Raw genomic sequence first — 25,773 nt, forward strand, 5'->3', positions numbered from 1 at the left:
CGTACGCGTACGGGTCAGGCCAGACCCGGGCCCCGCACCGGAATGCTGGTGAACGTCGGCGCCGGGGCGGGCTCGGTGAAGAAGTCGTTGCCCTTGTCGTCGACGACGATGAACGCGGGGAAGTCCTCGACCTCGATCCGCCAGACCGCCTCCATGCCGAGCTCCTCGTACTCGACGACCTCGACCTTCTTGATGCAGTCCTGCGCGAGCCGGGCCGCCGGGCCGCCGATCGAGCCGAGGTAGAAGCCGCCGTGGGAGCCGCAGGCGTCGGTGACCTGTTTGCTGCGGTTGCCCTTGGCGAGCATCACCTTGGAGCCGCCCGCCGCCTGGAACTGCTCGACGTAGGAGTCCATCCGGCCGGCCGTCGTCGGGCCGAAGGAGCCGGAGGCGTACCCCTCGGGCGTCTTCGCCGGGCCCGCGTAGTACACCGGGTGGTCCTTCAGGTACTGCGGCATCTCCTCGCCCGCGTCCAGCCGCTCCTTGATCTTGGCGTGCGCGATGTCACGGGCCACGACCAGCGGGCCGGTCAGCGACAGCCGGGTCTTGACCGGGTACTTGGTCAGCTCGGCCAGCACCTCGTCCATCGGCCGGTTCAGGTCGATCTCCACGACGTCCCCGCCGGCCTCGTCGAGGTGCTCGTCGGTGGTGTCCGGGAGGAAGCGCGCCGGGTCCTTCTCCAACTGCTCCAGGAAGACGCCCTCGGCGGTGATCTTCGCGGTGGCCTGGCGGTCCGCCGAGCAGGACACGGCGATGGCGACGGGCAGCGAGGCGCCGTGCCGGGGGAGGCGCACCACGCGCACGTCGTGGCAGAAGTACTTGCCGCCGAACTGCGCGCCGATCCCGATCTTCTGCGTCAGCTCGAAGACCTTCTCCTCCAGCTCCTTGTCCCGGAAGCCGTGCCCGGTGGGGGAGCCCTCGGCGGGCAGCTCGTCGAGGTAGTGCGCTGAGGCGTACTTCGCGGTCTTCAGCGCGAACTCCGCCGACGTACCGCCGACCACGATCGCCAGGTGGTACGGCGGGCAGGCCGCGGTCCCCAGCGAGCGGATCTTCTCCTCCAGGAACTTCATCATGGAGGCCTCGTTCAGGACGGCCTTCGTCTCCTGGTAGAGGAACGACTTGTTGGCCGAACCACCGCCCTTCGCCATGAACAGGAACTTGTACGCGCCGCCGTCGGTGGCGTACAGCTCGATCTGGGCCGGGAGGTTGGAGCCGGTGTTCTTCTCGTCCCACATGGTCAGCGGGGCCATCTGCGAGTAGCGCAGGTTGAGCTTGGTGTACGCGTCGTAGATCCCGTGCGACAGGGCCTCCTCGTCACCGCCCTCGGTCAGCACGTTCTGCCCGCGCTTGCCCATGACGATCGCCGTGCCGGTGTCCTGGCACATCGGCAGCACGCCCGCGGCGGCGATGTTCGCGTTCTTCAGGAGGTCCAGCGCCACGAATTTGTCGTTGGAGGACGCCTCCGGGTCGTCGACGATCCGCCGCAGCTGCGCCAGGTGGGCCGGGCGCAGATAGTGCGAGATGTCGTGCATCGCCTCGGCGGCCAGCGTGCGCAGCGCCTCCGGGTCGACCTTGAGGAACGTACGCCCGTCGGCCTCGAAGGTGGAGACGCCCTCGGCGGTCACCAGACGGTACGGCGTGGTGTCCTCTCCCAGGGGGAGCAGATCGGAGTACGCAAACTCTGCCATGACGGCCATTCCTCACTCGGCGACGGCGGCTGACCTCCCTCGGGCAGCGCATCCACCAGGGTAGAGCGCCCCCTTTCGGAGGATCCTGTGAGGTAAGGCTCACCTGGACGTTCCGCCGCGGACGCCGCCGGAGGGCCGGGGCACGCCGGTGGGAGGGGTAGTCGCGATCTATCGCGTTTGGGTACGCTGGGCCGGTGGACCTAGAGAAGCAGCCCCAGCAGCCTGTCGCGCCGGCCGTCCCGCCGCCCGCCGAAGCCCTGGGCGGCGACGGCATCCGCGCCTCCGACGCCGACCGCGACCGGACCGCGGACATCCTGCGGGAAGCGATGGCCGAGGGCCGTCTGACGGCGGACGAGCACGCGGAGCGCATCGACCTGGTCTACCGGGCCAAGACCGTCGGCGAACTCCAGCCGCTGGTCCGGGATCTGCCCGTGTCCTCCGGCTCCACCGCCGAGAACCAGGGCCCGCGCCCGTACAGCTACGGCCCCGAGGCCCCGGAAGGTCCCGCGGACAATCTCGTCGCGGTCTTCAGCAGCTCTGTGCGCAAGGGGCGTTGGCGGGTCGGCGGCCGGACGAACGCCTTCGCGCTCTTCGGCAGCGTGGAGATCGATCTGACGGAAGCGCTTTTCGGCCAACGCTTCACCGTCATCAATGCGACGTCCATCTTCGGCAGCGTCGAGGTCCGCGTACCGGAGAACATCTCCCTGCGCGGCAACGGCACCGGTGTGTTCGGCGGTTTCGAGGTGAAGTCGCTCGAATCGACGGACCCGGAAGCGCCGGTCGTCGTGGTGAACGGGTATGCGGTGTTCGGGAGCGTGGAGGCGAAGCCGAAGCGCGGAAAGTTCGTCGCGGATCTCCAGCGGCGGCTGCGTAAACACCTGGGCCACTGAATCGGCCACGTATATACAGCAGGACTGACGATCTCCGGTAACCGGTAATCGGCCAGAATGCCGCGAGGGCGCATTGCGGTGCGTCGCGCGCCGGTGCCACTCAGCGCATAGGCGTACGCACAGCGGGTAGGGAGTGCTGCATCGTCTCTCGCTCGCGAAGCCGTAGCCGTCGTCAGGAGTAGACCGTGCTGCAACCGCCGCATCAGCCTCTGCAGGTCGCCGCCGTTCCGGCCCAGCGGACCCCCGCTCGGGAGGACGATGCGGGCCCCTGGCATTCCGAGGCGGCCTGCCGCCGTGACGAGGCGGGCCTGTTCTTCGCCCCGTCGAAGGAGCCGACCGCCGCCCGGCTGGCCCGCGAGGAGGCCGCCAAGCGGGTCTGCGCCCGGTGTCCGGTCATGGTGGAGTGCCGGGAGCACGCCCTGATGCAGCCCGAGCCGTACGGGGTGTGGGGCGGGCTCACCGCGGCGGAGCGCCGGGTGGCGCTGGCCCGGCGACGACGGCGGGACATCGAGCTCACGGCCGCGACGACGGCCGAGCACATAGCCGCGGCGGGCTGAAGCAGCTACGCGGAGGGGGTGCTGGGAGCGCCGACGCGCTCCCCGCACCCCCTCGGTGCGTCCTGTCTGCCCGGTGTGCGCCCTGCCGCCGGCTACTTCGCCCTGCCGCCGGCTACTTCGCCCTGCCGTCGGCTGCTTCGCGCGGTCGTCGGCTACTTGGCGCGGTCGAAGTCGATGGCGCTGTAGGCGCGCAGCTTCGACAGCCGGTGGGTCGAGGAGATCGACCGGATCGTGCCGGACTTGGACCGCATCACGATCGACTCGGTGGTCGCCGTCTCCGCGCGGTACCGCACACCGCGCATCAGCTCACCGTCGGTGATCCCCGTCGCCACGAAGAACACGTTGTCGCCGCTGACCAGATCATCGGTCGACAGCACCCGGTCCAGGTCGTGGCCCGCGTCCAGGGCCTTCTGCCGCTCCGCCGCGTCCTTGGGCCAGAGCTTGCCCTGGATGACGCCGCCGAGGCACTTTATGGCGCAGGCCGAGATGATGCCCTCGGGCGTTCCGCCGATGCCCATCAGCAGGTCGACGCCGGTGCCCTCGCGGGCGGCCATGATCGAGCCCGCGACATCGCCGTCCGAGATGAACTTGATCCGCGCGCCGGTCTCCCGGATCTCCTTGACGATGCCCTCGTGCCGGGGGCGGTCGAGGACGACGACGGTGACGTCCTCGGGCGTGCAGCTCTTCGCCCGCGCGACCCGCCGGATGTTCACCGCCACGGGGGCGTTGATGTCGACGAAGTCCGCCGCCTCGGGCCCCGTGACCAGCTTGTCCATGTAGAAGACCGCCGACGGGTCGAACATCGCGCCGCGGTCGGCCGCCGCCAGCACGGCGATGGCGTTCGGCATGCCCTTGGCGTTGAGCGTGGTGCCGTCGATCGGGTCGACGGCGATGTCGACCTCGGCGCCGGTGCCGTCGCCGACCCGCTCGCCGTTGAACAGCATGGGGGCTTCGTCCTTCTCGCCCTCGCCGATGACGACGACGCCGTTCATCGAGACGGTCGAGACGAGGGTCCGCATGGCCTTCACGGCGGCGCCGTCGGCGCCGATCTTGTCGCCGCGGCCCACCCAGCGCCCGGCCGCCATGGCAGCGGCCTCGGTGACCCGGACCAACTCCAGGGCCAGGTTGCGGTCGGGGGCCTCCGGGGAGACCTCCAGTTGGGACGGCAGATGATGCTCGGACATCGGAGCGCACCTTTCTGTACGGCGACGACCGGATATGAGGGTGCTGTGACTCTATCGGTAGGTCGATAAAATGAGCAGAGCGGGTCACGCATGAGCGCCCCGGTGTCCCGGCCGTGACCGGTACCCTGCGGCCGGGCGGGTCAGGCCGCGTGCCACCATGGATGCCGTGGCAAGCAAGCGAGGCAAGCAGACAGTCCGGGACATGTTCCTGTCGACTTTGGTGATCGCCGCCTGCGCGGGGGTCATATACCTCTTCATCCCGAAGGACGAGAACGCCGACCCGATCAAGGCGGTCGACTTCACCGTGGAGCTGGCGACGGTACGCACCGCCGCCCCCTACCCGGTGGCCGCGCCGGAGGGCCTGCCGGAGAAGTGGAAGGCGACCTCCGTCCGGTACGACGAGGTCGAGGGCAAGGCCTGGCACCTGGGCTTCCTCGACGCGGACCGCAAGTACGTCGCGGTCGAGCAGTCCACCGCCGCCGCGCGCACGTATGTCCCCGAGGTCAGCCAGAAGGCCGAGAACACCGGGCGGACGGAGACGGTGGCGGGCCGGGAGTGGCAGGTCTGGGAGGGCGAGAAGTACAACGCCCTCGTGCTGCCCGGGAAGGGCCACACCACGGTGGTGACCGGCTCGGCGCCGAAGGAGAGCCTGGTCGAGATGGCCGCGGCGCTGAAGACGACGCCGCCGCCCGCGACGCCCGCTTCCTGACGCGCGTACGCGAAGGGGCCCCGGAACACGTGGTGTTCCGGGGCCCCTTCGCGTCGGGCGGGAGCCGCGCGGGCTCGGCCGTACGGCTCAGACGGTGGTGACGACCTCGTCGAAGGAGAGGCGCGGGCTGCGCGGGAACCAGGCGTCCTCGCCCGGCTTGCCGATGTTGACGACCATCAGCGGGGTGTGGTCGCCGTCCAGGAACTCCTTCTGGATGCCCGCGGCGTCGTAGCCGGTCATCGGGCCGGCGGCCAGACCGGCGGCGCGGACGCCGATGATGAAGTAGGCGGCCTGCAGCGCGGCGTTGAGGCCGGCGGCGGACTCGCGGGCCGGACGCTCCGAGAAGAACATGTCCTTGGCCTGCGGGAAGTGCGGGAGCAGCGCCGGGAGCTCCTCGTGGAACTCGTTGTCGGCGGCCAGGATCGCGACGAGCGGGGCGGTGGCGGTCTTCGGGCGGTTGCCCTCGGCCATGTGCTGCACCAGGCGCTCGCGACCCTCGGCGGAGCGGACCAGGACGACGCGCAGCGGCGACTGGTTGAAGGCGGTCGGGCCGAACTTCACCAGGTCGTAGATCGCCTGGACCTGCTCGTCGGTCACCGGCTCGTCGGTGAAGGTGTTGGCGGTGCGGGCCTCACGGAAGAGGAGGTCCTGGGCGGCGGGGTCGAGAACGAGGGACATCTGGTGCAAACCTTCCGGACGAACGCGGTGGGGAGAGTCCGAAGGTACGCCAGAGATAGGTTAACTTTCAACTAAACGGGGCGATGAGTGATCCATTCCACATCCATTGCACAGTGCAGCTACTTCGTGCACGCCGTGCGAGAGCCCGGCTCGGGGCTCAGCCCTCGTCGGTCTCCTCCGGGCGGGCCAGAGCCGCGTCCAGCCGGGCGCGGGCGCCCTCCAGCCAGCGCCGGCACACCTTCGCCAGCTCCTCGCCCCGCTCCCACAGGGCCAGCGACTCCTCCAGCGTCGTGCCGCCCGCCTCCAGCCGGCGCACGACCTCGATCAGCTCGTCGCGCGCCTGCTCGTACCCGAGCGTGCCCGTGGCGGCGGCAGTCGCCGCCGTACCGTCGTCGTCCGTCATGTGATCCACCCTAAATGTGAGCTGTTACGTCATCGTCGGCACGGCCCCGGCCGCCGGGCGGCCGGCTCACCCGTCCCCGTCCCGGTCCACCCGCACCGTGAACTCGCCCTCCGCCACCCGCGCCCGCAGCGGCTCGCCGGACGCACCGGCCTCATCGGGGGAGCGCACCACATGTCCGTCGGGCCGCTGGAGCACCGCGTACCCCCGCTCCAGCGTGGCGGCGGGCGACAGCGAGACGACCCGGGCGAGCGTGTGCGACAGCTCGGAGTCGGCCCGGTCCAGCAGATGGCCCAGCACCCGCCGGCCGCGCCCGACCAGCGCCTCCACCTCCGCCTCGCGCTCGTCCACCAGCCGCTGCGGCCGCTCCATCGCCGGGCGGCCCAGCGCGTGCGCGAGCCCCCGCTCCTCCCGGTCCAGCAGCCCCCGTACGGTCCGCAGCGCCCGGTCCCGCAGCTGCTGCACCCGCTCCAGCTCCTCGCCCACGTCCGGGACGACCTTCTTCGCCGCGTCCGTGGGCGTGGAGGCCCGCAGATCGGCGACCAGGTCCAGCAGCGGTGAGTCCGGCTCGTGGCCGATCGCGGAGACCACCGGCGTACGGCAGGCGGCCACGGTCCGGATCAGCTGCGCGTCGGAGAACGGCAGCAGATCCTCGACGCTGCCACCGCCCCGGGCCACCACGATCACATCGACCTCGGCCAGCGCGTCCAGCTCCTCGACCGCCTGCACCACCTGGGCGACCGCGTTCACCCCCTGCACGGCGGTGTTACGCACCTCGAAGCGCACGGCGGGCCAGCGGCGGCGGGCGTTCTCCAGGACATCGCGCTCGGCGGCCGACGCCCGCCCGCAGACCAGCCCGATGAGCTGCGGCAGGAAGGGCAGCGGCTTCTTCCGGTCCAGGGCGAAGAGCCCCTCGGCGGCGAGCGACTTCTTCAGCTGCTCCAGCCGCACCAGCAACTCACCGATCCCGACCGGCCGTATGTCGGTGGCCCGCAGCGACAGCTGCCCCCGGGGCGCGTACCACTCGGGCTTCGCCAGCACGACGACGCGCGCGCCCTCGGTGACCACATCGGCGATCCGGTCGAAGACCTGCCGGAAGCAGGTCACGCTCACCGAGATGTCGTGGGACGGATCGCGCAGCGTCAGAAAGACGACCCCGGCCCCCGGCCGCCGCGACAGCTGGGTGATCTGCCCCTCGACCCAGATCGCGCCGAGCCGGTCGATCCACCCGCCGATGAGCCGGGACACCTCACCGACGGGCAGTGGCGCTTCCGCGGACGTGTTGAGAGCCATACGGGCGAGCGTATCGGCAGCCACCGACAAGGCACCCGCCCCGCGCAGGGCGACAGTGCCCCCGAAGGCTCACCGGCCCGGTCCACCCGGACCCGCCGCCCCGCTCCGGCGGCCCGTCCCCTGCACCGCCAGCACCACGAGCCCCACCCCGAGCCAGCAGAGGCCCACCACCTGGGCGGACGTCGTCGCCTCCACGATGACCGCGATCAGGACGCCCGCGCCGACCACGGGCACGAGGACGTGCCGCCACCACACCGGCGGCCCCGACATCCGGCGTACGACGAACCAGCCGATCACCGACGCGTGCAGCAGCACGAACGCCGTCAGCGCGCCGATGTCCACCACGGAGACCAGATGGTCCAGTCCGTCGTCGCGCCGGGCCGCCCACACGGCGGCCACCAGCGTCACGATCGCCGCGCCCAGGATCGCCACCCGCGGCACCCCCGAGCTCGGGTCGACCTTCGAGAGGAAGTGCGGCAGCCGCCGCTCCCGGGCCATCGCGAAGACCAGCCGCCCGGCCGCCGCCTGCCCCGCCAGCGCGGCGAACGCCGCCCCGATCGCCTTGCTCACCGCCACCAGATCGTGCAGCCAGGTCCCCACCGAGGCGTCCACCGCGTCGTAGAACGCCGACCCCTGCGCCGCCGGGTCCGCCGCCAGCTCCGCCGAACTCACCGGCTCCAGCAGCGCCGCCAGGTACGACTGCGCCACGAACAGGACGCCGGCCAGCACCAGGCAGAACAGCACCGCCCGCGCCACCTTCTGCGAGCCGCCCGTCACCTCCTCGGCGAACGAGGCGATGGCGTCGAAGCCCAGATAGGAGAGCACGGCGATCGACACGGCGCCCAGCACCGCCGCCATGGAGAACCCGGTGTCCCCGGTCAGCGGCGTCAGCCAGCCGCGCTGCGCCCCGTCCCGTACGAGGACGACCACGGCCGAGACCACGAAGACCAGCAGCACCACGATCTCCATGGCCAGCACCGCGAAACCGACCCGGGCGGCCGCCCGTACGCCCCACAGATTGAGCAGCGTGGTGATCAGGACGGCGATCGCGGTCCACACCCACCGCGAGACCTCCGGGACCAGCGCGTTCATCGCGATCCCGGAGAAGAGGTAGGCGACGGCCGGGATCAGGAGGTAGTCGAGCATGGCCATCCACCCGGCGATGAACCCCGGCCCTTCCCCGAGACCCTTGCGGGCATAGGTGAAGACCGAACCGGCGAACGGGGCGACCCGCACCATCTGGGCGTAACTGAAAGCGGTGAAGGCCATCACCACCGTCGCCACCACATAGACCAGCGCGACCGCCCCGTCGGACTTCGCGTCCAGGGTGCCGAACACCCCGACGGGGGCCATCGGGGCGATGAAGAGGAGCCCGTAGACGACCAGATCCCGGAACCCCAGCGTCCGCCGCAGCTTCCCTTCTTCCGCACGGCTCCCCGAACCACCGCCTGGCCCGCCGCCCGTACCACCACCGGGCCCGCGGCCCGTACCACTGCCCGAACCACCACCGGGCCCGCGGCCCGAGCCACTGCCCGTACCGCTGCCCGAACCGCTCTCCGACACCGACGCCATCGCCCCTCCATCACCGTCCGCCACGCTTCACACGCGCACCGCGACCAGTCTCCCGACCCGACGGTCCGCGCGCCCGTTCGGCACGGCCTTACGATGGGACGCATGACTGCAACGCCTGCCCGCCGTGTCCTGCTCGCCGCACCCCGTGGCTACTGCGCGGGCGTGGACCGTGCCGTGATCGCCGTCGAGAAGGCCCTGGAGCAGTACGGGGCCCCGATCTACGTCCGCCACGAGATCGTGCACAACAAGTACGTCGTGCAGACCCTGGAGAAGAAGGGTGCGATCTTCGTGGACGTCACCGCGGAGGTGCCCGAGGGCTCCATCGTGATGTTCTCCGCGCACGGAGTCGCGCCCACCGTCCACGCGGAGGCCGCCGAGCGCAAGCTCGCCACCATCGACGCGACCTGTCCGCTGGTCACCAAGGTCCACAAGGAAGCCGTCCGGTACGCCAAGGAGGACTACGACATCCTCCTGATCGGCCATGAGGGTCACGAGGAGGTCATCGGCACCTCCGGCGAGGCCCCCGACCACATCCAGCTGGTCGACGGCCCCGAGGACGTGGCGAACATCGAGGTCCGCGACGATTCGAAGGTCGTCTGGCTCTCCCAGACCACCCTCTCCGTCGACGAGACGATGGAGACGGTGGGCGCGCTCAAGTCGAAGTTCCCCAACCTCCTCTCGCCGCCCAGCGACGACATCTGCTACGCCACGCAGAACCGCCAGATCGCGGTGAAGAAGCTGGCCGAGGACGCCGAGCTGGTCATCGTGGTCGGCTCCAAGAACTCCTCGAACTCCATCCGCATGGTCGAGGTCGCCCTCGACGCCGGGGCCGACGCCGCGTATCTGGTCGACTTCGCGAGCGAGATCGACGAGGCGTGGCTGGAGGGCGTGTCGACGGTCGGCCTGACCTCCGGCGCCTCGGTCCCCGACGTCCTGGTCGACGGGGTCCTGGAGTGGCTCGCGGAGCGCGGTTACGAGGACGTGGAGACGGTCAAGACGGCCGACGAGTCGATCACCTTCTCGCTCCCCAAGGAGCTCCGCCGCGACCTGCGCGCCGAGGCCGCCGCCCTTTCCGCCGAGTAGCCGCGCAAGGGGCCCGGCCTGCCCGTACCGTGGGTTCCATGGAGATCTTCGGTGTGGATATCGGCGGATCAGGGATCAAGGGTGCTCCCGTGGACCTGGACCGCGGGGACCTGGCGCAGGAGCGCCACAAAGTGCTGACACCGCATCCGGCCACGCCCAAGGGCGTGGCCGACGGCGTTGCCGAGGTCGTGGGCCATTTCGCCTGGTCGGGCCCGGTCGGCATCACCTTCCCCGGGGTCGTCACGGACGGCATCACCCGCACCGCGGCCAATGTCGACAAGGGGTGGGTCGACACGGACGCCCGCACCCTGCTGGGCGAGCGGATCGGTCAGCCCGTCACCATCCTGAACGACGCGGACGCGGCCGGGGTCGCCGAGATGACCTTCGGCGCGGGCAAGGGCCGTACGGGCACGGTCATCCTGCTGACGTTCGGTACGGGCATCGGCAGCGCGGTCTTCACCGACGGCCGGCTCGTCCCCAACACCGAGCTGGGCCACCTGGAGCTGCACGGCCACGACGCGGAGAAGCACGCCTCCACGAAGGCCAAGGAGGACGAGGACCTCAGCTGGCAGCACTGGGCGCACCGGGTCCAGAAGTATCTGCTGCACGTGGAGATGCTGTTCTCGCCGGAGCTGTTCATCATCGGCGGCGGGGTGAGCCGCAAGGCGGAGAAGTTCCTGCCGCTGATCGAGAAGGTCCGGGCCGAGATCGTCCCGGCCCAGCTCCAGAACAACGCGGGCATCGTGGGCGCGGCGATGGCGGCGGCGGGCACGGGGCACGGCAAGGGCTGAGCGGGCCGACCCGACAGGCTTCAGGGCCGCTGGGGACGGCGGACCGCGGCGGTCGTGCCCGCCCCGGCCCGTACGGGCTTCGCGGCCGGGGCCGAGGCTGCGGCCCGGGGCGCGCGCCCCGGACCGGCACCCGGCCCCAGGGACCCCTTGGGCCCCTGAGATCCCTTGGACCCCTGGGCCAGGACGTACCGCCGCCGGGCCCGCATCTGCCGCACCTTGCGTACGGAGGCGATGAGGCCCGCGATCAGCGTTCCGCCGTACAGCCAGCCGGCGTGCACGGCGAGAGCGGTGACGAGCCCCATGGTCTGTCCGCCGAACCCTTCCGACCCCCCGGAGATCGGAAACACTCCGACGGCGAAGGCGATGGGCACGCTGATCGGCGCGGTGACCAGGTCGGCGGGCCGGACCCAGAGCGCGGTCAGCGCGCTGACGGGCAGGAAGAGCAGCCCGTAGACCAGCTCCGAACTGTCGAACAGCAGCCGGTCGACACAGGCCAGCACGAACATCGTGAGCGCGGCGAACAGCCCGGCCCCGATCCCGGTGAGCCGGGGGTTGGGGAACCGCCGCAGCGCGAGGACCACGGGCGGCACGCTGCGCACCCGCACCCGGTACACGGCGGAACTCTCGCCGGGCATGCCACCCGGCGCGGGCGGGGCGGGCGCGGCCTGCGGGGGCTGCCTGCGCTGCGGGGGTCGTGTCCTGTGCTGCTCCACCTGCACAACGTAGGTCGCGGAGGGCGGGGAATCAGGCGTTGGACACGCGCTTTGGCCGACCTTGGGGTTGCGTTCGATGTCACACGGCCGAAAGCCGCACGGTCGAGCTCTGCGCCGCGCGATCTCGAAGCAGGTGTTGACCGCCCACCCGGGCCGAGGTCTGCTGGACCACTTGTGGCACTGGAGACAGGGGAACGGCACATGGAATATGACGTACTGGTTGTGGGCGGTTCCGGGATCGACTCGATCGTGCGCGTGGACGAGCTGACCGTGCCCGAAGGCGACTATCTGTCGGTGCCCCCCATCCGCGACTACGTGGCGCACACCGGCAACGGCGTGGCCCTGGGCTTCCACGCCCTGGGCAGGAAGACGCAGTTCATCGACTACATCGGTGAGGACGTCCTCGGCCGGCAGATCCTGGACAGGTACAAGGACGTCGGCCTGCCCTGTGACCATCTGCCCGCACCCGCGGGAACGCCGCGCAGTGTCAACCTGGTGGACAAGGCCGGGCGCCGGTTCTCCTTCTACGACGGCCGTCATCCGGCGGATCTGCTCATGCCGCTGACCTTCTGCGGTCCGCACTTCGACCGCGCCCGGCACGTCCACCTGTCCTACAGCCACTTCAACCGCGAGCTGTTCGACGCGGCCCGCGCGGGCGGCCGCACCGTCTCCACGGACCTGCACGCCTGGGACGGATCGAACCCGGCCTCCCACCCCTGGGCGTACGGAGCCGACCACGTCTTCTTCAGCGCGGCGGTGCTCAAGGACCGGGTGGCCGACGGGCTCCGCACGATCATCTCGGAGGGGCGGGCCGAAGTGGCCGTCGCCACGGACGGCGACAACGGGTGCTTCGTACTGGAACGGCACGGGGACGGCGTGGTCCGGCACTTCCCCGCGGTGGTGCCGGAGCGGCCGGTGGTGGACAGCAACGGCGCCGGTGACGCCTTCCTCACCGCGTTCCTGCACACCCGGCTCAACGGCGGGGACCTGGCCGCCAGCGTCCTCGCGGGCTCGGTGTCGGGCGCGTTCGCCTGCGGCCATCACGGTACGCACGAGGCCCTGATCACCTCGGAGGAGCTCCGCAGGGCCTCACTGCGGGCCGGAGGCGCCCCAGGTGACCGGTAACACTCCTCGCAGCGGCCTCACGGTGCCGACGGTGCGGGCGGTGCCGGCCGTCCGCGACCAAAGGCCACACCGGCGTGTCGAACTGGGGTTCGGAGGAGACCTACTCGCTCTTGTCCCTGTACCGTGATACGCGCACGTAGGCGATGGCGTGCTCGGCCTGCCCCGGAAACGAGGAGCCGTGAGCGCGCCTGGAGTCGCGGCCGATCCCACCCTTCTTGATCTTGAGCGGATGTTTGTGCCATGAGTACTAGTATCGGAATCGTCGGTCTGCCGAATGTCGGCAAGTCGACCCTGTTCAACGCCCTGACCAAGAACGACGTGCTGGCGGCCAACTACCCGTTCGCCACGATCGAGCCGAACGTCGGCGTGGTCGGCGTCCCGGACCCGCGCCTGAACAAGCTCGCGGAGATCTTCAAGTCCGAGCGGCTCCTCCCGGCGACGGTGGACTTCGTCGACATCGCCGGCATCGTCCGGGGTGCTTCGGAGGGCGAGGGACTGGGCAACAAGTTCCTCGCGAACATCCGCGAGTCCGACGCGATCTGCCAGGTCATCCGGGCCTTCAAGGACGAGAACGTCATCCATGTCGACGGCAAGGTCTCGCCGAAGGACGACATCGAGACGATCAACACCGAGCTGATCCTCGCCGACCTCCAGTCCGTCGAGAAGGCCGTCCCGCGCCTGACGAAGGAGTCCCGCCTCCAGAAGGAGAAGGTCGCGGTCCTCGCCGCGGTCGAGGAGGCGAAGCAGATCCTGGAGACGGGCCAGACCCTGTTCGCCGCGGGCATCACGGCGGGCACCGAAAAGGGCAAGCTCCTCCACGAGCTGCACCTCCTCACCACCAAGCCCTTCCTGTACGTCTTCAACGTCGACGAGGACGAACTGGTCGACGAGGACTTCAAGAACGAGCAGCGCGCCCTGGTCGCCCCCGCCGAGGCCATCTTCCTGAACGCCAAGATCGAGTCCGAGCTGATCGAGCTCGACGACGACGAGGCCCTCGAACTGCTCCAGTCCATGGGCCAGGAAGAGCCCGGCCTCGCCACCCTCGGCCGCGTCGGCTTCGAGACCCTGGGCCTCCAGACCTACCTGACGGCAGGCCCGAAGGAAGCCCGCGCCTGGACCATCAAGAAGGGCGCCACGGCCCCCGAGGCGGCCGGTGTGATCCACACCGACTTCCAGAAGGGCTTCATCAAGGCGGAGATCATCTCCTTCGACGACCTGGTCGAAACCGGCTCGGTCGCCGAGGCCCGCGCCAAGGGCAAGGCCCGCATGGAGGGCAAGGAGTACGTGATGCAGGACGGGGACGTGGTGGAGTTCCGCTTCAACGTTTAGGCGCAATTCCACCACGTCGCGAATATTAAACGCGCAGGTCAGGAGGGGTCCGGGTCTTCATGAACGGGCCCCTGGGCGCTTCCCGTGCTGGGATGGTGCTGGGAATCTGCTCCGGCATCACCTCTGACTGCGGCTGCTCATATCGCCCGTGGCGGGGGCGTTGGCCAGTCCTGAATTGCTCGGACCCAACGCACTCAGGATTTGGCTGGAAGGATGGCGAATCGGACCGACTCTTCGAGGGCGAAGCGGGCACCCGCCTCGTCCACCGTGCGGGCGGCCAGTGTCGCCTCGGCGAGCCTGGGTGGCAGTGCCTCGGCGAACTTCAAGCCCCGCACGGCACGTCCGTCGATTTCAGGCAGGGTCAAGCCTTCCGCCGCCTGTGCCTTGGCCTTCGCCCACTCCTCGCGCGTGAGGTCGTCCCGTAGCCGGATCCAGTGGGCGTGGGAACGTCGGTGTGGTGTCACGGCGGGCAGCATGGTGGCCGCGAGCGTGGCGTTGGCGCGATGGCCGGCCCACGTCCACCAGCGGATGTCCCCGTCGGTGTGGCGGGCGATGACGGTCCCCCCCGGGTGTACCGCGTCCAGGTGGGTCTCCCTGGCCTCGGCGAGGCGCGCCGAGGCCCGCCCGGTGAGGCGTACGGGCGGGTCCTCGCCGAGGAGCACATCGCGAGCGGCACGTGTCAGCTCGAAGGAGAGGACCCGCTCCGCGCCGAAGCCGTTCCACCGCGCCCGCCCGCCGTCGTCGACGGGGGTGACGAAGCAGCGGCGGCGGCTGAAGTCGATGTGGGTGACCTGCCAGCTGCGCCCCGCCAGCAGGAGCCTGCGGGGGCCCTGGACCTGCTCGGTGAGCAGATCGGGGTCGGTGCGGCCGATCTCGTTGCGGCCGTTGAGGACGGTGAACTCGGGCGGGGCGGTGAAGACGGCGGTCAGGTTCATAAAATGCCGGTGCCCGAAGCGGCGTTCCGCCTCCGGCCCGATGAACAGGTGGCCCGAGTCCTGGTCCAGGTATCCCTGTTCGACCAGGTGCCGGACGATGGGTGCGGCTCCCGGGCCGAAGGGGCCGAGGCCGCCCCACCACTCCTGCCACAGGTTGGCGCCGACCTGGTGTTCCTGCAGGCACAGCGCCAGCAGCTGTTGCGCGACGAGATGACGTGGCTCGGGGGGCGGGGTGACGGGTTCCACCCAGTTCCGCGACCACTGGAGCAGCAGAGCCGCAGTAGCGAGCAGCCCTTCGTCGTCCAGCGCGAGGAAGAGGCAGTTGCGGCTGGTCCCGGGGCGGCGCCCGGTGCGGCCCAGCCGCTGGAGGAAGGCGGCCACGGTGCGGGGCGCGTCCAACTGGATGACCCGGTCCAGGTCGCCCACGTCGATGCCGAGTTCCAGGGTGCTGGTCGAGACGATCACGCAGTCCCGCGCCTCGGCGAATGCCGCTTCCGCACGTCTGCGTTCGTCCACGGAGAGGGAGGCATGGGAGAGGAAGGTCGTGACACCGCGCAGGCGCAGTTGCTCGCCCAGCTCCTCGACGGTGCGCCGGCTCTCGCAGAAGACGAGGCGCTTCTCGCCGCGGTGGAGAGCCGCGATGACGATGGCGGCGTTGGCGACGGACCCGACGTAGTCGAGTTCGATCTCCCCGGCCGGCGGGGCGGTGCCCGCCGAAGGCGGTTGCGGACGGGGGGCGGGGGCCACGACGCGGCCGGGACGCGTCCCCCGCCCGGACCCCTGAAGCCAGTCCAGCAGCTCGGCGGGATTGCCGACGGTCGCGGACAGGCCGACGCGCTGCAGTGGGCGGCCCGCGGTGCGCGTCAGGCGCTCGAGTAAGGCCAGCAGGTGCCAGCCGCGGTCGTCCCCGGCGAAGGCGTGGATCTCGTCGATGACGACCGAGTGCAGGCCGCTGAAGAAGGACCGGTGGTCCACATGGGTGCTGACCAGCATCGATTCCAGGGATTCTGGCGTGGTCAGCAGAATGTCGGGGCGCTCGACGAGCAGTCGGCGGCGGCGCGGAGTGTTGACGTCTCCGTGCCACAGCCCCGTGGTGCGGCCCAGCCAGCCTGCATACGCCTCCAGGCGCGGGTGCAGGTTGTTGAGAAGGGCTTTGAGCGGGCAGACGTACAGCACGCTGGTGCCCTTCCAGCCGTGCCGGTTCATCCGGGTCAGCAGGGGGAAGGCCGCCGCTTCGGTCTTGCCGGAGGCGGTGGGAGCCAGGAGTACCGCGTCCTCGCCGGCGAGGAGCGGAGCCACGGTCTCCGCTTGCAGGGGGCGCAGGGCGGGCCACCCGAGGGTGTTGACGATGTGGTGCCCGATGACGGGATCCAGCAGGTCGAAGGCTTCCGGAATGCTCCCCTCACCGGTTCGGCTGGCCGCCTCGCCGCTCACGGCAGGTCCAGGGCGACGTCCGCCGCACTGACCGCAGGCGTAACCGCCGCGGTGCTCGTCACGCCGCCCGCCGCGTTGCGCTCGGTGTCGCTGAGTTCCGCTGTGTGCAGGGTGAGGGCGTAGTGCCTGCGGGGATCGAAGTCCTCGAACTGGTCTATGCGGTCCAGGACATCGGCGACCAGTTTGCGCAGGTACAGGCGCGGTGCGATACCGACCTTGCCGCCGAGCGCTCCGGTGACGGCGCGGGCCAGCTCGTTGAGGTAGGCGTCGTCCGCGCGGCTGGCCAGCCGCTGCGGGTGGCGTGCGTCGGCTGCGTAGATGTCGCGCACTTTGCGTCCCAGCTCGCCGAGTGAGGCGAGGTCGAACCCCGGCAGCCGCAGCTGCACCGCACGGGGCGAGTCGAAGCGCGCGTCGGTCGTGAAGTCGGTGGCCAGGCGCTGGGACAGGGGCGCCAGGCGCTGCACGCCCTGCTGCCCGTCGTAGAAGGCCGGGGTGCCGGTGATCACGAGGAAGAGGCCTGGGAAGCGCCCGGTGTCGATCTCGTCGAGGAGCTGGCGCAGGGCGTTGAGGGACTTCTCCCGGACATCGCCGCGCACCCGCTGCAGGGTTTCCACCTCGTCCAGGACGAGCAGCAGCCCGGGGTGTCCGCAGTCCCGCAGCACGGTGAGCAGGCCCTGCAGGAACCCGAGGGCGCCGAAGTGGTCGAGGTCGCCGCGGATTCCCGCCGCCCGTTTGGCGGCGGCGGCCACCGACTTCTGTCCACCGAGCCAGGCGATCAGCGCTTCGGCGAGGGGCCCGTCACCGGCCGCCACGGCCCGCCGGTAGCCACGCAGCGCTGCCGAGAAGGCGGGGGTGGTGCGGGCGACGGCGGCCAGCCGCTCTTCCAGGAGCCCGTCTACGGCGGCCGCCAGTGCCTCCTCGTCGTCCTCTGCCACGTCGCCGCCGGAGAGGGCTTCCTCCTCAAGGGCGTAGAACCAGGAATCGACGACGGCGCGCAGCGCCGAGGGCTGGTGGGTGGAGGTGGTGAGCCGTTCGGTGAGTCTGCGGTAGACGGTCTCCAGCCGGTGCAGCGGCGTCTCCGTCTCGGAGATCTGCACCTCGCTGACGGCGAGCCCCCGGTGTTTCGCCCGCTCGGCGAGCCACCGGGCGAAGAACGTCTTGCCGGATCCGTACTCGCCGCGCAGGGCGTGGAAGGCGGCCCCGCCCCGGGCTACGGTGGCCAGGTCGTCGTCGAGCGCACCCTCGAAGCGCTCCAGGCCGACGGCGAACAGGCCGAGCCCCGCCTGGGGGACGGTGCCGCGGCGCAGCGCGTTGACGACGTCACGGCGGCGCGCTGCGCTGATGTCGAAGGCGGGGCTGGTCATGCGGTGCCTTCCTGGAACGGGAACTGCTGGCCGAGCAGGGCGCGGTCGAGCTGCACGGTGCGGCCGGACTCGACGAGCCGGAGCACGGGATAGCCGTCGATGTTCACCAGCCGTTCCAGCATGGTGGCGAAGCGCGCCGGGTTGCGCTGCGACTTGCCGGTGGCGGCCTGGGCGGCAGCGGCGACAGCCCCAGGGGACAGCTTCCCGCCCGCGGCATCCAAGGCGTCGAGTGCCGCCTCCACCGCCTTGTCCGGGGGCGCGGCCCGGACGAATTCACGCTGCGCCCGGTACGCGGCACTGCGGGTGGTCCGCTGCCCGAGAGTGAGCGCGCCTCCGCCGCCGACGCCCGCAGGCAGTTCCACCGCGTCCCGGGCAACGGCCTTGGACGAGGACTTCCGGGACGCGGTGGCCGGCGCGGAACCGGTCCGGGCCGCGCCCGCCGAAGTGCTGGCGCCCGGTGCGACCGCGCTGCCGGACTTCTGCCACCACGCCGGCTCGGCGCTCTCCGGAGGCAGCAGCACCCAACCCGACGGCACGGCCCCACCGAGCGGGACCAGGGTGATCACAGGAACGGTGACCTCGGCGAGCGACGCACCGCCGTGGTATCCGGCCTGCCGCGCTGTGTAGCGCAGGTCGTCACGCCACGCGGCAGTGACACGCCGGCCGTCGGTCAGGACCCGCGGCCCGGCGAGGGTGACCTCCCCGTCGCCAGCGTCCCCGGTGCGCCAGCGGGCCCCGCGCACCCCGATGGCGTCGGCGGGCGGGTGGCCGCGATCGGTGCGGTCGATGACGTGGCCGTGGTCAGAGACGAGTACGACAGGACGGCCGTAGTCGCGGGCGGCGTTGAGCAGGTCGGGCAGTTTCCCGATGTCGGACAGGCCCCAGCGGCCGCTGGTCCCCTCCCGGCCGTCGGCCAGCGCGTCGTCGATGGTGTTGACGACGACGGCGACGATCTCGTCCGAGGCCAAGGCGTCGAGGACCTGAGAGTCGAGGCGGTGCCCGAGCGGCCCCTCGTACGCCCCCTTGTGGAAGAGGTGAGCGCCCCGGTGCCGCTTGCGCCAGAACGCGGTGAAGCCGGTGCGTTCCGCTCCCTGGCCGCCCTCGCACGGCCGGCCGCTCAGCAGGGAGGCCCGGCTGACGCGGGTGACCGACGGCAGCATCGACACCGCTGCCTGCCGCTGAGGCCGTGTGCCGGGCACGGCGGGAACGATTTCCGTCCAGGCCCTGCCGCTGAGCTCTCCCGCGACCCGCACGGCGATGTCCGCGCTCATCCCGTCGAGGACGAGGATAAGCGGACGGCCGCCGCCCTGGGCGAGCGGAGAGGCCGCCCTGGCAAGGACATCCTCGATGAGGAGCGCATCCCCGGACGCATGCTGGCAGGCGGTCTCCGTCCAGGAGGCGAGCAGCCCGGCGAAGTGGGCGTCGAGACCGGTACGGCGCTCGCGTGCCGCCCCTATCAGCCGCCGGTACGCCTCGCCGACGGCCGGGTCCCGCGACGCGTCCCCTTCCGCGAGGACCCCGATGGCCAGGTCGGCCCAGCCCGAGGAGGCGAGGTGTTCCTGTACGGCCTGTGCGACGGTCGCGGGCAGCGCCGGCTCGGTGGCGCGCCAGCGCGTCAGGCGGACGGCGGTACGGGCCGTCTCGGTCGACTCGGCGAACAGCGCGGCAAGCTGGTGTGCCTCCAGGTCGCGCAGGGCGGACTCGGCGCATGCGGTCGCGTCCTCGCCGCGGCCGCCGAGGCAGGCGGCCAGCGCCCGCAGCCGCCCCAGGTAGCCAGACGGGAGCAGCCCGTCTCCGCGGACCAGATCCGTCAGGCGCGCGTCGGCGGCGAGCCGGTCGGCGCGTTCGAGGACGCCCAGCACTCGGGAACGGGCCGGGCCGGCGGGTACACCGGCGCCCTCGGCCTGCGCGATCCAGCGGGTGAGGACGCCTGTGGCGGCGTCCGCGAAGGGCCGCAGCGTGTCGAAGGACGCGAGGGCAGGCCCGAACAGGGTGCCCAGCGCAAAACCCGCCGCGTCCGAGGACCTCGAACCGAGGGCGGCCGAGGCGAGCACGCCCAGCGGCAGTGCGTCACTGCCCCGCCCTTCGGCGGCCAGGGCCAGCAGGGTGGGTGCGGCGGGCCCGACGGTCCGGCCCAGCCAGGCCTCCAGGCCGTGCTGCTCCTCCTTGGGCAGCGCGGCGTACAGGGTCGGCCCGGCCGGTGTGCGGGTCCAGGCGAACAATGCGTCGGCGTCCAGGTCGAGGGTTCCGGAGGCCGGGTCGCCGAGTCCGAGACGGGCTCCGAGCAGGGCGCGTACCGCCCGGTCGCGGGTGAGGACGTTTCCGACGCGGGGCCAGCCGTCGAGGGGCTCGGCCTGCAGCAGCGCCTCGAGCAGCCAGTGCTCGCCCAGCATCTGCGGGTCGAGGTCGGCGGCCTCGAAGAGCTGGGCGACGATCTCCGCGCGGTCCACGGGCAGCGGATGCCGCCGCACCGCGTGCGCCCGCAGATCGAGGCCGAGCTGGTCGGCGGGGACCGTGCCGGTGACGACGAGCACGCCGTCGTCGCCGGCACCGCCTGCGAGGTGGCGGTGCCACGCCTCGGTGACGCCGAGCGGCGAGTGCTGGTCGCTGACGAGGACACGGCGTGGCTCGCCGTCGACCGTGACGCTGAACTCGGTGTGCGGTTCGGCGGAATCCCACACTGCATCGACCAGGACGAGCCGGCCGTCGAGGGCGTCCTTCAACTCCGCCTTGAGTAGTACCTCGATGGCGCGCCGGCCGGCGACGGGCCGGGAGATCGTCACGGGTGCTCACCGCTGGGCTCGGCACGCCAGACGATCTCCACCGGGGTGTCCGGGTGCAGAGCCCGGAACGCCTCGATCTCCTCGCGTACGGCAGTCAGGTCGGCGCGGAGCGCCGCCGTCCCGGGCGCGATGACCCGGTGGGCAGCCCGCACCGGGGCGGCGCCGGCAGCCGATCCGGGCTCCTCCGGCTCCCAGGACAGCGGCTCCTGCCTGCCCTGCACAGGGCCCTGGGGAGCGGAAGGCACGGGCGGGGCGCCGTGCTCGGACAGCGGGATCTCCGCGGCGCCGGCCGGCGGGGCCGGCTCGGCGAGGGTGGCGGAGCTCCCGAGCTGCAGGGCGGCATCCAGCAGGGCATGCCCCGTCTCCCCGACTTCTCCGAGTACGGGGATCAGAGACCTCTCACGCTCCGGCGCGCGCACGGCCTCGCCGATGCGCTCCATGAGCCGCTGCGCGCGGTCGCCGATGCTGTCGTCGCGGCCGGCGAGACCGCGCACGCTGGCCAGCAGCTTCCAGTCGGCGCCGTTCAGGGCCGCGAACAGGCCGGCGGCACTGGCCATGGCGTGGGAGAGGTCCCGCGCGGGCGTTTCGTAGGTGTACGCGGCCAGTTCGCGGACCAGGCCGGTCGCGTCCTCGGGGTGCCGCACGAGCCGGGCGAGCAGCGCGGCGGCCTCGCGCAGGATGCGGGTGCGCTCGGCGGTGCCGTCCTCGTCGAGTCCGAGCAGCGCGGCATGGCGGCGCAGGACGGTGCGCACGTCGCCGACGCTCTTCTCGTACTCGACGGCCTTGATCATGACCTCGGCGGCGAGCCGGTTGACGTTGCGGGCGAACAGGCCCGGCTTGGCGGTGACGCCGAACAGCAGGGCGGCGCGGTCGCGGGCGGTGGCGTACTCTTCCTGGCTGGGCAGCAGCTGGGCGCGCAGCTTCCAGCCGACGCTGATTTCGGCCAGAGCCGGAGGGGCGGTGTCGGTGCCGGAGTACAGCACCCAGGACCGGTCGTCCAGCAGGGCGTAGGCGGCGATGAGCAGGCTGGAGACGTTCTTGTCGAGGCCGCGCAGGCCGAGGTCGTCCCTGATCCAGTTGCGGATGTCCTCGACGGCGAGTTCGTCGAGCGAGTCGATTTCGCCGCGCTCCCTGTGCGCGGCGGCCGCCCGGTTGATCTGCGTGCGCAGCTGGTCGCCGCGCACGACGAGCGGGCCGTCGTGGACCGTGCCCAGCTCCAGCGGCTCGAGGATGCGCTTGACGATCCGCAGCTCCTTCGGGTCGACCTCGACCCGGCCGCCCTCGTCCATGGCCCGGGTGAGCCACTTCAGGGCGGTGGACAGCTCGGCCGGGGTGACGGCGCGGGGCGCGGAGCCCGCACCGGGCCCGAAGTCGGGGTGCTTGTCGTAAAGAGCGCTGAACAGCCCGTCGGCGAGCTGCACCACCGTCTGCTCGAACGGCTTGCTGCCCTCGGTCTGCGGCCGCGGGAACTCGGGCTGCAGGGACAGCACATGCCGCCCGTCGGGTACCTCCGCACCCCGCGTGCCCTCCTTGGCCTCGGCGAGCCCGTACACCTCGCGCAGCGAGTCGACGAGGGTACGGGTGAGGTTCTCCCGTGCGTGCTCCAGCTGACGGCGGGCCTTCGCGCGGTCGTCCGGCGGGAAGTTGCGCGTGTAGTCGGACAGGCGGTCGCGCTCCAGCAGGAAGTTGATCCGCATGAGCCGGCCCAGCTGCGCCTTGCGCTGCTCGGAGAAGTGGTCGCACAGCCAGACCAGCACGGGCACGCCCGGATGCGACCTGCGCAGCTCGGCGACGCGCCGGTGCGCGTCGTCGGGGGAGCGGCCCGGCTCCTCGTCGTAGGGGCAGTCCAGGACGATCTTCATGTTGCCCGCGGAACTCGGCTCGAAGGCCTCGTCCGAGACGTTGCGCGGGTCACGGACCAGTCCGAACCCGAACTCCACGGTGCGCTCGGAGCCGCGCCACACGATCTTCTTCTCGTCGACGAGTTGTCCCTGCCGGTGGGTGAGCTTCAGCTCCGCCCACAGCTGCTCGCGCAGCCAGGTACGGCGAACGCCGCCTTTGTCCTCGCCGGCGACGGCGTCGAGGATTGGGTCGATGTCCAGGTCGGACAGGTGCAGGGAGTAGACCGGGTCGTCCGTGCCCTCGGAGCGCAGCTCGCTCGGGAACTCGCCCTGCAGGGCTCGCATCCGCTCGACGACCTTGTCCTGCACGGGCACGGCCCGCGAGCGCAGGGTGCCGTGGTTGAGTGCGGCAAGCCGGCCGGCGGTCAGCCGGCGCAGCGCCGGCACGTCGGGCGCGAGCGCGGCGAGCAGCAGCGTCTTGACGAAGCGCTCGTCGGCGACGAAGTCGGGGTGCTCGGCGTGCCCGTACCGTTGCAGCAGGAACCGGCGGGCCTTGAGGTGGAAGCGGCGGGCGGTCTCCGACTCGTGCTGGAGCCGGGTCGTGAACGCGGTACTGGTGTTGTCGACGAGGACGTCCCACAGGTCGCCCAGCGGGATCAGCCGGCCGATTTCGGCGTCGGCGTTGCGCTCCAGCAACTGCTGGACCAGCTTGAGGCCGGTGCGCTCCCGCTGGAGTGCCCCGGACAGGGCCACCAGCACGTTCAGCAGGGCGGGGGAGAGCGGGTAGACGGACCGGAAGTCCTCCCAGCCCGCGCCGGTGGCCCCGTCCCCGTCGAGGAGGACGTCCTTGACGGCCTGCCCGGCCTTGTCGATCCCGGCGAATGCGGTGTCCAGCACCCGCTCCTGCCCCGGCAGCGGCTTGAGGACGCGCTCCTTGATGATCTCCGGGAGGTTGCGGTCCTCCAGGTTGACGACGGTGACGCGTTCCTTCAGGTACTCGAGGGCGGCCTGGAGGTTCTCCACGTCCGAGCCGAGGATGTCGGAGCCCATGAGCTGCGACAGGTCGCGCTGGCGGGAGATGAACGAGATGATCGGCACCGGCCGGTCGGGGTTGCTGGACTCGATCAGCTTGACGAGCTTCTGGACCTCGTCGTTGATGAAGGTCCGGTCGGACATCCGTGCCTGGAGCCACAGCACCAGCTCGTCCAGGAACAGCACGACACCGTCGTAGCCGAGCATGCGGGCGTGCTTGCTTATCTCGCTCAGACCGTCGTCGAACGCGATGTACGCGCCCGCGTCGCCACTGACCGTCTCGGCGTAGTGCTTGTACGGCCCCTGGAACAGTGCTGCCAGCAGCCGGTCGCGCTGCGGGTCGCCGGCGGGCGCGTTGAACGAGGCTTTGAGGGTCTCCCCCGTCCAGCCGACGGCGGGGACAGCACCGATCGGCTTCAGCTCCTCATCGTCGTCGCCGTCGTCCGTGCCACCCGCCGCGGCAGTCTGCGGTGCGGAGACGGGCGCCGGGAGCAGTTTGATGAACGCCTCGTCGCCGATCTGCTTGAGGAGCTCGCGTGCGTCCGCGAGCAGCGAGTCCGCCCGGAACACCAGTGGGGTGGACGCCTCAGGCCGCTCCCGCCGCACCGTCTGCACGTAGCCGCCGAGCAGGGCCGACTCCAGGCTTGCGGCACCCACCAGGTGGTACGGCACCATCAGGAACTTCCGGCCCGGCAACCAGTCCGCGTTCTCGGCGATCACCTCGCGCAGCCGCGGCTTCTCCTCAACGGCCGGGTCCCCGTTGAGTACGGCATGCAGCACGGTCAGGAAGTGGCTCTTACCGGCACCAAACGAGCCGTGCAGGTACGCGGCCTGCGAGGCGTTCTTGCGCAGGGAGCTGCCGACGAGCTTCAGAGCCTTGCGGAACTCGCCCTGAAGCTGCTCCGTGACCACGTAGTCGTCGATCGACCCGGCCCGCGCGTCCGTGAATCCCTCGGACAGGGCGATCTTGAAGTCCCCGGCGTGGAGATCCTCCTTGATGTCGAGGACATCCCTCAGTACGACCCTGCTGCCTCGCGCCATCAGCCGCTTCCGCTCCCCACAGCCTTCCCAGGCCCGGCTGCCGCTGCCGGGCTCCCGGCGGCCGCTGGCCATCGCCCGCGTCCGCACACACCACGTGCGCCTATCCTGCCAGGGCCGGGGGCACAGGTGGGACTGCCGGGAAGAGCCGGGGAAGGGCGTACGTCACGTGGAGGCCGGCCGACCGCCCTCGCGCAGCACCGCTTACACCGTCTTGTCGGGTGCACCCGGGCGGGGCACCACCCCCCCCAGGTCTCGGCGAGCGTACAGACGATCACCAGGCCGCGGCCCGCCTCCTCGCCGTCCCCGGCTGCCCGGAAGACCGGCGCGCGCCCGCACCGCGTGTCACTAACCTCGATCCGCACCAGCCCGTCACCCCGGACCAGCCGCAGCAGCACATCCCGACCGGGCACCCGGCCATGGGTGACGGCGTTCGCCGCGAGCTCGGTGAGGACGAAGCTCACGCCGCTGTTGGTCTCGGACCCGTACGGGTGCCCCCAGGAGTGGAGGCAGTGCGAGTCGAGCCGGCGGGCCAAGCCGGGCCCCACGCGGGCTGGAGGCGAACGGGAGCTCGAAGTCGCTGTCGGGGACGTCCTGCGCGAGGCGGCAGGCCTCATCCAGGCGGAACTGGGAGCGCGGGTGGGGTACGGGGAGGCGCAGATCGCATCGGTGGAGCAGGGGCGGCGCATCCCGAAGCCGGAGCTGGTGGACGCGGTGGACCGGGCGGTGGGCGGGGGTGGGGTGTTGTCGGCGATGAAGTTCGACAAGCGGCCTGCGCCGCTCATGACCTTTGTCATCGAGGAAGCGGTGCTCCGTCGGCCGTTGGGAGGGCGCCGAGTGATGCGCGGGCAGTTGGAACAGATCTTGGCGTTCGGACACGAGCGGAACATCGAAATCCAGGTGATGCCGACCGACCGGGAGGAACACGCGGCCTGGCCGGGGCGTTCACATTGCTCCAAATCGGAGAACGGCGCAGGATTTCCTACATGGAGGTGCAGGACGAGAGCGCCCTGCACTCGGAACCCAGGAAGGTTGGGATCCTTGGATCGACCTATGGCACCCTGCGGGCGCAGGCACTCACCCCGAGGAAGTCGCTGGCGTTCATCGAGAAGCTGTTGGGAGAGCAATGAACACGCTGGACTCCGCGCCGGAGCTGGTCTGGGTCAAGAGTAGTTACAGCGCGGGTAACGGGGGGACTGCGTCGAGGTCGTCCAGACGCCCGCGCTGGTCCATGTACCGGACTCCAAGCGGATCACGAGGCCGGTCCTCACGGTCGCTCCCACGGAGTGGACCGCGTTCCTCAGGATGGCGGCGGGCGCGACTGAACTGTGAACACG

At 71.1% G+C, this 25,773-nt stretch carries 20 protein-coding genes and 1 pseudogene; 9 read left to right on the forward strand and 12 right to left on the reverse strand.

What is annotated here, in order from left to right; all coding sequences use genetic code 11:
* Window positions 1-14: 14 nt before the first annotated feature.
* Window positions 15-1,685 carry a fumarate hydratase gene (locus ACSMXR_RS24435; protein WP_137231937.1) on the reverse strand — a complete coding sequence of 557 codons (1,671 nt, stop codon included), beginning with the start codon at window positions 1,683-1,685 and terminating at the stop codon, window positions 15-17.
* 194 nt (window positions 1,686-1,879) lie between these two features.
* Between ACSMXR_RS24435 and ACSMXR_RS24440 the strand changes: the two genes are divergently transcribed.
* Together ACSMXR_RS24440 and ACSMXR_RS24445 are read left to right on the forward strand one after the other, a co-directional pair.
* Window positions 1,880-2,575: a DUF1707 SHOCT-like domain-containing protein gene (locus ACSMXR_RS24440; protein WP_137231936.1), complete on the forward strand. Its 696-nt coding sequence runs from the start codon at window positions 1,880-1,882 to the stop codon at window positions 2,573-2,575.
* A 185-nt stretch (window positions 2,576-2,760) separates the two neighbouring features.
* Window positions 2,761-3,132, forward strand: coding sequence for a WhiB family transcriptional regulator (locus tag ACSMXR_RS24445; protein WP_096627193.1), 372 nt, complete (start codon window positions 2,761-2,763; stop codon window positions 3,130-3,132).
* A 152-nt stretch (window positions 3,133-3,284) separates the two neighbouring features.
* Here ACSMXR_RS24445 and glpX read toward each other — a convergent pair whose 3' ends face one another.
* Window positions 3,285-4,316, reverse strand: coding sequence for a class II fructose-bisphosphatase (glpX, locus tag ACSMXR_RS24450; RefSeq protein ID WP_137231935.1), 1,032 nt, complete (start codon window positions 4,314-4,316; stop codon window positions 3,285-3,287).
* Window positions 4,317-4,473: 157 nt separating this feature from the next.
* On the opposite strand from glpX, the gene ACSMXR_RS24455 reads away from it, so the two are divergent.
* Window positions 4,474-5,025 (forward strand): DUF4245 domain-containing protein, encoded by a 552-nt coding sequence (locus tag ACSMXR_RS24455; protein WP_137231934.1) that lies wholly within the window; start codon window positions 4,474-4,476, stop codon window positions 5,023-5,025.
* Window positions 5,026-5,112: 87 nt separating this feature from the next.
* Here ACSMXR_RS24455 and ACSMXR_RS24460 read toward each other — a convergent pair whose 3' ends face one another.
* From ACSMXR_RS24460 to ACSMXR_RS24475, 4 genes are all read right to left on the reverse strand, one after another.
* Window positions 5,113-5,703, reverse strand: a complete 591-nt coding sequence (locus tag ACSMXR_RS24460; RefSeq protein ID WP_218524908.1) for a malonic semialdehyde reductase — start codon at window positions 5,701-5,703, stop codon at window positions 5,113-5,115.
* Between the two features lie 157 nt (window positions 5,704-5,860).
* On the reverse strand, window positions 5,861-6,106 hold the full coding sequence (locus ACSMXR_RS24465; protein WP_137231933.1) for an exodeoxyribonuclease VII small subunit: 246 nt from the start codon (window positions 6,104-6,106) through the stop codon (window positions 5,861-5,863).
* Between the two features lie 66 nt (window positions 6,107-6,172).
* Window positions 6,173-7,396, reverse strand: a complete 1,224-nt coding sequence (gene xseA / locus ACSMXR_RS24470; RefSeq protein ID WP_473169916.1) for an exodeoxyribonuclease VII large subunit — start codon at window positions 7,394-7,396, stop codon at window positions 6,173-6,175.
* Between the two features lie 69 nt (window positions 7,397-7,465).
* Window positions 7,466-8,968: an APC family permease gene (locus ACSMXR_RS24475; protein ID WP_473169917.1), complete on the reverse strand. Its 1,503-nt coding sequence runs from the start codon at window positions 8,966-8,968 to the stop codon at window positions 7,466-7,468.
* A 93-nt stretch (window positions 8,969-9,061) separates the two neighbouring features.
* On the opposite strand from ACSMXR_RS24475, the gene ACSMXR_RS24480 reads away from it, so the two are divergent.
* Together ACSMXR_RS24480 and ppgK are read left to right on the forward strand one after the other, a co-directional pair.
* On the forward strand, window positions 9,062-10,051 hold the full coding sequence (locus ACSMXR_RS24480; RefSeq protein WP_218524906.1) for a 4-hydroxy-3-methylbut-2-enyl diphosphate reductase: 990 nt from the start codon (window positions 9,062-9,064) through the stop codon (window positions 10,049-10,051).
* A gap of 38 nt (window positions 10,052-10,089) precedes the next feature.
* Window positions 10,090-10,842, forward strand: a complete 753-nt coding sequence (gene ppgK, locus ACSMXR_RS24485) for a polyphosphate--glucose phosphotransferase (RefSeq protein WP_137231930.1) — start codon at window positions 10,090-10,092, stop codon at window positions 10,840-10,842.
* A gap of 20 nt (window positions 10,843-10,862) precedes the next feature.
* Here the strand turns inward: ppgK and ACSMXR_RS24490 are convergent, their stop codons facing one another.
* On the reverse strand, window positions 10,863-11,456 hold the full coding sequence (locus ACSMXR_RS24490; RefSeq protein WP_473172439.1) for a DUF6542 domain-containing protein: 594 nt from the start codon (window positions 11,454-11,456) through the stop codon (window positions 10,863-10,865).
* Window positions 11,457-11,756: 300 nt separating this feature from the next.
* Between ACSMXR_RS24490 and ACSMXR_RS24495 the strand changes: the two genes are divergently transcribed.
* Both ACSMXR_RS24495 and ychF read left to right on the forward strand, forming a co-directional pair.
* Window positions 11,757-12,680: a carbohydrate kinase family protein gene (locus ACSMXR_RS24495; protein ID WP_473169918.1), complete on the forward strand. Its 924-nt coding sequence runs from the start codon at window positions 11,757-11,759 to the stop codon at window positions 12,678-12,680.
* 240 nt (window positions 12,681-12,920) lie between these two features.
* Window positions 12,921-14,009: a redox-regulated ATPase YchF gene (gene ychF, locus ACSMXR_RS24500; RefSeq protein ID WP_364886648.1), complete on the forward strand. Its 1,089-nt coding sequence runs from the start codon at window positions 12,921-12,923 to the stop codon at window positions 14,007-14,009.
* Between the two features lie 194 nt (window positions 14,010-14,203).
* Here the strand turns inward: ychF and ACSMXR_RS24505 are convergent, their stop codons facing one another.
* Genes ACSMXR_RS24505 through ACSMXR_RS24525 form a run of 5 tightly spaced genes read right to left on the reverse strand, consistent with a single transcriptional unit; the run spans window position 14,204 to window position 25,125 of the window.
* On the reverse strand, window positions 14,204-16,378 hold the full coding sequence (locus tag ACSMXR_RS24505; protein WP_473169919.1) for a DEAD/DEAH box helicase: 2,175 nt from the start codon (window positions 16,376-16,378) through the stop codon (window positions 14,204-14,206).
* Window positions 16,375-17,742 carry a BREX system ATP-binding protein BrxD gene (gene brxD / locus ACSMXR_RS24510; protein WP_473169920.1) on the reverse strand — a complete coding sequence of 456 codons (1,368 nt, stop codon included), beginning with the start codon at window positions 17,740-17,742 and terminating at the stop codon, window positions 16,375-16,377. Before brxD ends, ACSMXR_RS24505 begins: the two co-directional genes overlap by 4 nt.
* The gene (gene pglZ / locus ACSMXR_RS24515; protein WP_473169921.1) at window positions 17,739-20,525 is read right to left on the reverse strand and encodes a BREX-2 system phosphatase PglZ; all 2,787 of its coding nucleotides are present in this window, start codon (window positions 20,523-20,525) and stop codon (window positions 17,739-17,741) included. The genes brxD and pglZ overlap by 4 nt, the downstream gene beginning before the upstream one ends.
* Window positions 20,522-24,439 carry a BREX-2 system ATPase PglY family protein gene (locus ACSMXR_RS24520; protein WP_473169922.1) on the reverse strand — a complete coding sequence of 1,306 codons (3,918 nt, stop codon included), beginning with the start codon at window positions 24,437-24,439 and terminating at the stop codon, window positions 20,522-20,524. Before ACSMXR_RS24520 ends, pglZ begins: the two co-directional genes overlap by 4 nt.
* On the reverse strand, window positions 24,439-25,125 hold the full coding sequence (locus ACSMXR_RS24525) for an ATP-binding protein (RefSeq protein ID WP_473169923.1): 687 nt from the start codon (window positions 25,123-25,125) through the stop codon (window positions 24,439-24,441). The genes ACSMXR_RS24520 and ACSMXR_RS24525 overlap by 1 nt, the downstream gene beginning before the upstream one ends.
* On the opposite strand from ACSMXR_RS24525, the pseudogene ACSMXR_RS24530 reads away from it, so the two are divergent.
* Together ACSMXR_RS24530 and ACSMXR_RS24535 are read left to right on the forward strand one after the other, a co-directional pair.
* Window positions 25,076-25,566: pseudogene (locus tag ACSMXR_RS24530) on the forward strand (DUF5753 domain-containing protein). The gene ACSMXR_RS24525 and the pseudogene ACSMXR_RS24530 sit on opposite strands and share 50 nt — an antisense overlap.
* Before the next feature lie 94 nt (window positions 25,567-25,660).
* The gene (locus ACSMXR_RS24535; protein ID WP_473172440.1) at window positions 25,661-25,768 is read left to right on the forward strand and encodes a DUF397 domain-containing protein; all 108 of its coding nucleotides are present in this window, start codon (window positions 25,661-25,663) and stop codon (window positions 25,766-25,768) included.
* Window positions 25,769-25,773 lie beyond the last annotated feature (5 nt).

It is taken from the genome of Streptomyces sp. DSM 106670 (assembly GCF_055792845.1).

Bases quoted from the DNA above. Each gene is read 5' to 3' on its own strand.
- ACSMXR_RS24460 (WP_218524908.1), bottom strand. From the start codon at position 5,703: ATGTCCCTCGTTCTCGACCCCGCCGCCCAGGACCTCCTCTTCCGTGAG.
- ACSMXR_RS24520 (WP_473169922.1), bottom strand. From the start codon at position 24,439: ATGGCGCGAGGCAGCAGGGTCGTACTGAGGGATGTCCTCGACATCAAG.
- ACSMXR_RS24525 (WP_473169923.1), bottom strand. From the start codon at position 25,125: ATGCGCCGCCCCTGCTCCACCGATGCGATCTGCGCCTCCCCGTACCCC.
- glpX (WP_137231935.1), bottom strand. From the start codon at position 4,316: ATGTCCGAGCATCATCTGCCGTCCCAACTGGAGGTCTCCCCGGAGGCC.
- ACSMXR_RS24480 (WP_218524906.1), top strand. From the start codon at position 9,062: ATGGGACGCATGACTGCAACGCCTGCCCGCCGTGTCCTGCTCGCCGCA.
- xseA (WP_473169916.1), bottom strand. From the start codon at position 7,396: ATGGCTCTCAACACGTCCGCGGAAGCGCCACTGCCCGTCGGTGAGGTG.
- ACSMXR_RS24475 (WP_473169917.1), bottom strand. From the start codon at position 8,968: ATGGCGTCGGTGTCGGAGAGCGGTTCGGGCAGCGGTACGGGCAGTGGC.
- ACSMXR_RS24465 (WP_137231933.1), bottom strand. From the start codon at position 6,106: ATGACGGACGACGACGGTACGGCGGCGACTGCCGCCGCCACGGGCACG.
- brxD (WP_473169920.1), bottom strand. From the start codon at position 17,742: ATGACCAGCCCCGCCTTCGACATCAGCGCAGCGCGCCGCCGTGACGTC.
- ppgK (WP_137231930.1), top strand. From the start codon at position 10,090: ATGGAGATCTTCGGTGTGGATATCGGCGGATCAGGGATCAAGGGTGCT.
- ACSMXR_RS24455 (WP_137231934.1), top strand. From the start codon at position 4,474: ATGGATGCCGTGGCAAGCAAGCGAGGCAAGCAGACAGTCCGGGACATG.
- ACSMXR_RS24435 (WP_137231937.1), bottom strand. From the start codon at position 1,685: ATGGCAGAGTTTGCGTACTCCGATCTGCTCCCCCTGGGAGAGGACACC.
- ychF (WP_364886648.1), top strand. From the start codon at position 12,921: ATGAGTACTAGTATCGGAATCGTCGGTCTGCCGAATGTCGGCAAGTCG.
- ACSMXR_RS24495 (WP_473169918.1), top strand. From the start codon at position 11,757: ATGGAATATGACGTACTGGTTGTGGGCGGTTCCGGGATCGACTCGATC.